Below are 5,519 nucleotides of genomic sequence, written 5' to 3'. Positions count from 1 at the left end.
GGGACAGGCGTATCTTGAAGAGCATCGGCTCAAGCCTGAATCCGCGACCCGGCGAGTCGTTGCCACCTGCTGCAATTCGGCAATGTTCCTCGACTTCACTAGAGCGTTTCACAGTTTGATTGAAGCGTATCCAGCGTTGGCGAAGTAGTTGCTGCATTCAGGGGCCTGGATTTGGCTGATGAGGTCGCCGATGTGCCGCCAGAGTTCGTCGACGGTGCGTTTCTGGGCCGCGCGCATCCAATGCTTGATCTTGGCGAAGGCTTGCTCGATTGGGTTGAGGTCTGGTGAGTAGGGCGGCAGATACCACAGCCTTGCGCCTGCAGCCCTGATGATGCGACGCAACTCTGCAGACTTGTGGCTCCCGAGATTGTCCATGATGACGATGTCGCCTGGTCTGAGGCATGGAACGAGCAACTGTTCGACATAGGCGCGGAAGCACTCGCCATTGATCGGCCCATCGAATACGCAAGGCGCGGTTAGTCGGTCGCAACGCAGCGCGCCGAGGAACGTCATGGTGCGCCAGTGGCCATGCGGCGCGAAGCCGCGCAGGCGAGCGCCCTTAGGCGCCCATCCACGCAGCGGAACCATGTTGGTCTTGATCCATGTCTCATCGATAAAGACCAGGTGTCGCGGATCGAGGCTGGCCTGCCACGATCGCCAGCGGCGGCGCCGGCGGGCGACATCGGAACGGCCCTGTTCAAGAGCGAACAGCGTTTTTTTTGAATCGTAGCCCCTCGCGACGCAGGAACAGCCAGACCGCGTTGTGCGAAACCGTGACCCCGCGCGCCGCCAGTTCGTCCTTCAGCGCGTGCAGCGTCAAATGCGGCGTCTGGCTCAGCCGCTTCACGATAAACGCCCGATGCGGGTCAAGCACCGGCTTGCGGTGACCGCCCATCTTGCCGGGCGCAACAGAGCCCGTCGAACGGTACCGCTGCGACCACTTCACCGCCGACGAAACTGAAACCCCAAACCGCAACGCCACCGCCCGGCAGCTCTCGCCCTTCGAGACCGCCGCAACCACGCGCTTGCGCAAATCATTGGAAAGAGGTCGGACCATCAGATGCTGGCCTCCATCCCAGCCAGCATCTTGAATCACATTCGCCGCAGAACCGGAATCCCTCCCGATTCAATTAAACCGGGAAACGCTCTAAATCACTCCGTCATTGCGAACAAAGCGGGAATCAGCGACCGTCCGCCCTCCCCAGGCGATTCGCTCATGTCAGCTGCGGCCTATCTCGACACTCTCAATATTCAGCAGCGGCAGGCGGTCGAGCATGGCGTGCTCGAGAATGACTGTACGCCAGGATCTCCCCTGCTCGTCATCGCAGGCGCGGGATCCGGCAAAACCAACACGTTGGCGCACCGGGTGGCCCATCTGATCGTGAACGGCACCGATCCCCGGCGAATTCTGATGATGACATTCTCGCGCCGCGCCGCGGCCGAAATGACCCGCCGCGTCGAGCGAATTGCGCGCAAAGTCATGGGCGACAACGCCGGTGTCATGACAGATGCGCTGTCTTGGGCCGGCACTTTTCACGGCATCGGAGCGCGGCTGTTGCGCGACTATGCCGATCAGATTGGCTTGGATCCCGCTTTTACAATTCATGATCGCGAAGACTCCGCGGATCTACTAAATTTGGCAAGACACGAGCTCGGCTTTTCTAAAACCGAAAGTCGCTTTCCTACCAAGAACACTTGCCTCACGATCTACTCGCGATGCGTCAACGCAGAGAGCGAGATCGAACAAGTGCTAGGCAAGTCGTTTCCATGGTGTTCGGGATGGGCCGTCGAGCTTAAGCAACTGTTCGCGGCATATGTCGCGGCAAAACAGCGTCAGAACATCCTCGATTACGACGACCTCTTGCTTTATTGGGCCCAGACAGTCGGCGATCCCGTTTTGGCTGAAGACATCGGCAGTCGGTTCGACCATGTCCTCGTGGACGAGTACCAGGACACAAACCGGCTGCAGTCCTCTATCCTTCTGGCTCTCAAGCCCGGCGGCCGGGGCCTTACCGTCGTCGGCGATGACGCGCAGTCGATATATTCGTTTCGTGCAGCAACCGTTCGCAACATTCTCGACTTCCCAAGTCAATTCAGTCCGCCGGCCACGATTGTCACCCTTGATCGAAACTACCGCTCGACGCAGACCATCCTCTCCGCCGCCAATGGCGTAATTGAGCTTGAAAGCGAGCGCTTTACCAAGAACCTCTGGACCGAGCGAACATCCTCAGCAAAGCCGCAGTTGGTATCGGTGCGCGATGAGGCTGACCAGGCCCGCTTTATTGTTGAACGGGTCCTTGAGAACCGCGAGTCCGGGACGGTCCTCAAACAACAGGCAGTGCTGTTCCGGACCTCACATCACAGCGGCCCGCTTGAGATCGAATTGACCAGGCGTAATATTCCCTTCGTGAAATTTGGCGGGCTCAAGTTTCTGGACGCGGCGCATATCAAGGATATGCTTGCTTTGCTCCGCTTCGTCGAGAACCCGCGCGACCGCGTCGCCGGGTTTCGACTTTTGCACCTTATTCCCGGTGTTGGACCCACTTCGGCGCAACGCGTGCTCGACCATATGTCCAACGCCGCAGACCCCATTTCGGCGCTGGCCAATGCTCCCGCTCCTCCTCGCGGCGGCGACGAATGGCTCAGCTTCGTCGAGATCGTCACTGACTTGCGCTCGGGTCGTGCAGGCTGGCCTGCGGAGCTGGAGCGCGCCCGTCTTTGGTACGAGCCGCATCTCGACCGGATCCATGAGGACGCCAATACCCGTCGCGCCGATCTGGTCCAGCTTGAGCAGATTGCCGGTGGTTATCCGTCGCGCGAGCGTTTCCTGACCGAGCTAACCCTCGATCCTCCAGATGCGACCAGCGACCAAGCCGGCGTGCCCCTGCTCGATGACGACTATCTCATCCTCTCCACCATCCATTCTGCCAAAGGCCAGGAGTGGAAATCTGTATTCGTCTTGAACGTCGTCGATGGATGCATGCCATCCGACCTAGGTGTTGGTACTTCCGCCGAAATCGAGGAGGAACGCCGACTATTGTATGTGGCGATGACGCGCGCCAAGGACGTCCTTCATCTGATCGTGCCGCAACGCTTCTTTACACATGGGCAAAACGCCAGGGGCGACCGGCATGTTTATGCCTCACGGACGCGCTTTATCCCTGACCGTTTGCTTGGCCTGTTCGAGCGAACAACTTGGCCGATTGCCGTAGCAGGCAGCGCAGCGCGATCTTCGAACCAAAGTCCCCGAATAGATGTTGGTGCCCGCATGCGCGGGATGTGGCGGTCCTAGATCAAGTCTGCGCTGTTGTTCGACCGTTCAACACTCAAAGCGGCTGGTGAGGGTCAGCCTGATCGCAAACACGGGCCGCACGACCAGCTATAAAGCTCTCCAGAACAGCAAGATCATGATTAAATAGGCTGCGACCAGCAAACTGGCGCCCTGTAGGTGCACAAGAGTTCGTCCGGGCTTCGGTGGTGTTAGCCACCACCCGAGCCGGTTGGCGGTCCACTGCACCAGATACGAGGTAAGGATGACGCTGAACGCGTTGCCAATGAACAGTGCAACCGGGAAATTCAGCTTTAGCACCCCTGTCAGAATTGGAGTGCCCACCAATAGGCCCCACAGGAATACGACCGGATAGAGCGTCAGAAGGACGATCATGTTCATCTTCCACGCTGCGGGCGCCGGCGCACCCTCAGGCGTGGCGTCGCGAAACCATTGCTCGAAACCGCTTTGCGCCATTCGCGTGTGGAACTCAGCCGTCAGCGGTGCGGCTTCGTCGAGCAGCTGACGTCGTTGCGGTGACTCCAGCCAGGCCTGCAGATTGGTCTCGCTGTCAAAACGCAAGATCGCGATAAAGTCCTCCTGCACGCCCGGCACAGCCGGTTCGAAGCGATAACCCTGCAACCCCGCTGCCTTCGACTGCGCCGCGGCGACCTTCTGCTCCCATTTCAGGTATTCAGCCTCCATGCCGGGCTTCACTCGCGTACTGATCACCGCGGAGACCGGCGCTGCGCGCGCGGCACTGGCATCGTCGCGCACGATGTGAACGTCGTCGCGCCCCACAAGCATTGGGGTGGCCCCTTCGATGCGGGACTGCCGTTCGGACGAGCCCAGCCATCGCCTGGCATCTTCCAGGCTGACGAAACGCTGCAGGATCACCCAATCGACCTGCAGCGGCGGATGGGGCGGCATCAGTCGCTGCTCGATGAACCCGGGGAAACTGGAGATCACCGTGCTGGTTTCGCCCTGCCATCGCGCGAACGCGGCGGCGCTCTCTGGCCGAACGCACGTTTGCGTGACGATGCTTACGCTGGTCGCAGCATCGCTCATGTAGCGGCCGCGAGTTTCGCGAAAAGACGATCGGGCGTGAATGGCAGATGGGCAAAACGCACACCAGTGGCATTGGCCAACGCATTCGAGACAGCCGGCGCCACCGGATTGATGCCGCACTCACCCTGGGACTTCGCACCAAGAGGCCCGATCAGGTCGATCGTGTCGGCAAAGAAGATGTCGGTATGCGGCGTGTCGGCAAAGGTGGGGATGCGGCAGTTGCGCAGCTGCGGATTGACCATGTGCCCTTCGTCGTCATGCACCATGTTCTCGACCAGCGCCCAGCCATAGCCCATTGCAACGGCGCCATCGAGCTGGCCGCGGCACTGCATCGGGTTGATCGGCCGGCCGATATCGGCCGCATGCACGCTGTGCAGTACACGGATTTCGCCGGTCACGCGGTGCACTGCAAGTCGCACCCCTTGGACGTTGAAGGCGATCGTGCGCGGCGAGAGATAGGCCCGACGGCTGACCGAGAAGCGATGGTCGACCTTCGCACCTTCAGCATGCAGCTCACGCAGCGAAATCCGCTGGTTGCCGCAGATGACACCGTCGTTGTCGAGGCGGCATTGGTCGATTGCCACGCCGGCGTAGCGACTGGCAAAGTTGATTATATCGTCCGACATGGCCAGGGCAGCCAGGTGAACCGCCTTGCCTCCTACCACAACACCCGTGCTCGCAAAGGTGCCGGTGTCATAGGGTGTGCGATCGGTATCGGCGTTGATGATGTCGATATCATCAGCGCGCGTGCCCAGCATCGATGCGGCGATCTGCTTGTGCGCCGTGATGATTCCGTTGCCCATTTCGGTCGAGCCGCAGGCGAGATGGTAGGTGCCGTCCGGCAGCAGTCGCATCTCGGCGCCCGAGCGATGCTCGGTCGGCGGCCCGCATTCCAGCATGGCCAATGCAACACCGTTGCCCTCGGCCCATTCCGCACCTTCGGGCCTCGTGACGCCATTGCCTTTCTGCAGCTCCCGCTCGACGATATCAAGGCATTCACCGATGCCATAGCTGCCGAAGCTGGCGTCGTTTGCTTCCTTCCAGATCGATTCGATGTTGTCGCCCGGCTGCACCACATTCTTGCGCCGCATCTCGAACGGGTCGATGTCGAGCAGTCTTGCCAGCTCGTCGATCGCACATTCCACCGCAAAGGTGGTCTGCGAGGCGCCATAGCCGCGAAACC

Annotated in this window: 4 protein-coding genes; 1 reads left to right on the top strand and 3 read right to left on the bottom strand. The window is 60.4% G+C overall.

The window, feature by feature from the left end:
* Positions 1-108: 108 nt before the first annotated feature.
* A protein-coding gene (locus QZ213_RS23850) for an IS630 family transposase (protein WP_291688538.1) occupies positions 109-1,057 on the bottom strand; the annotation gives its coding sequence in 2 pieces (ribosomal slippage) (positions 109-720 and positions 722-1,057; 948 coding nt in all).
* A 159-nt stretch (positions 1,058-1,216) separates the two neighbouring features.
* On the opposite strand from QZ213_RS23850, the gene QZ213_RS23845 reads away from it, so the two are divergent.
* Entirely contained in the window at positions 1,217-3,292 is a 2,076-nt protein-coding gene (locus tag QZ213_RS23845) for an ATP-dependent helicase (protein WP_291688537.1), read from the top strand.
* 87 nt (positions 3,293-3,379) lie between these two features.
* Here the strand turns inward: QZ213_RS23845 and QZ213_RS23840 are convergent, their stop codons facing one another.
* Entirely contained in the window at positions 3,380-4,336 is a 957-nt protein-coding gene (locus tag QZ213_RS23840) for an antibiotic biosynthesis monooxygenase (RefSeq protein ID WP_291688536.1), read from the bottom strand.
* Positions 4,333-5,519, bottom strand: a 1,187-nt coding sequence (locus tag QZ213_RS23835) for a molybdopterin cofactor-binding domain-containing protein (protein ID WP_291688535.1), incomplete at its 5' end; no start/stop codon positions are given. The genes QZ213_RS23840 and QZ213_RS23835, both read right to left, overlap by 4 nt.

It is taken from the genome of Bradyrhizobium sp., from assembly GCF_017881085.1.
Classification (GTDB): Bacteria; Pseudomonadota; Alphaproteobacteria; order Rhizobiales; family Xanthobacteraceae; genus Bradyrhizobium.
Note: the sequence above shows the minus strand (reverse complement) of the source record. Positions and strands in the feature narration are given on the sequence as shown.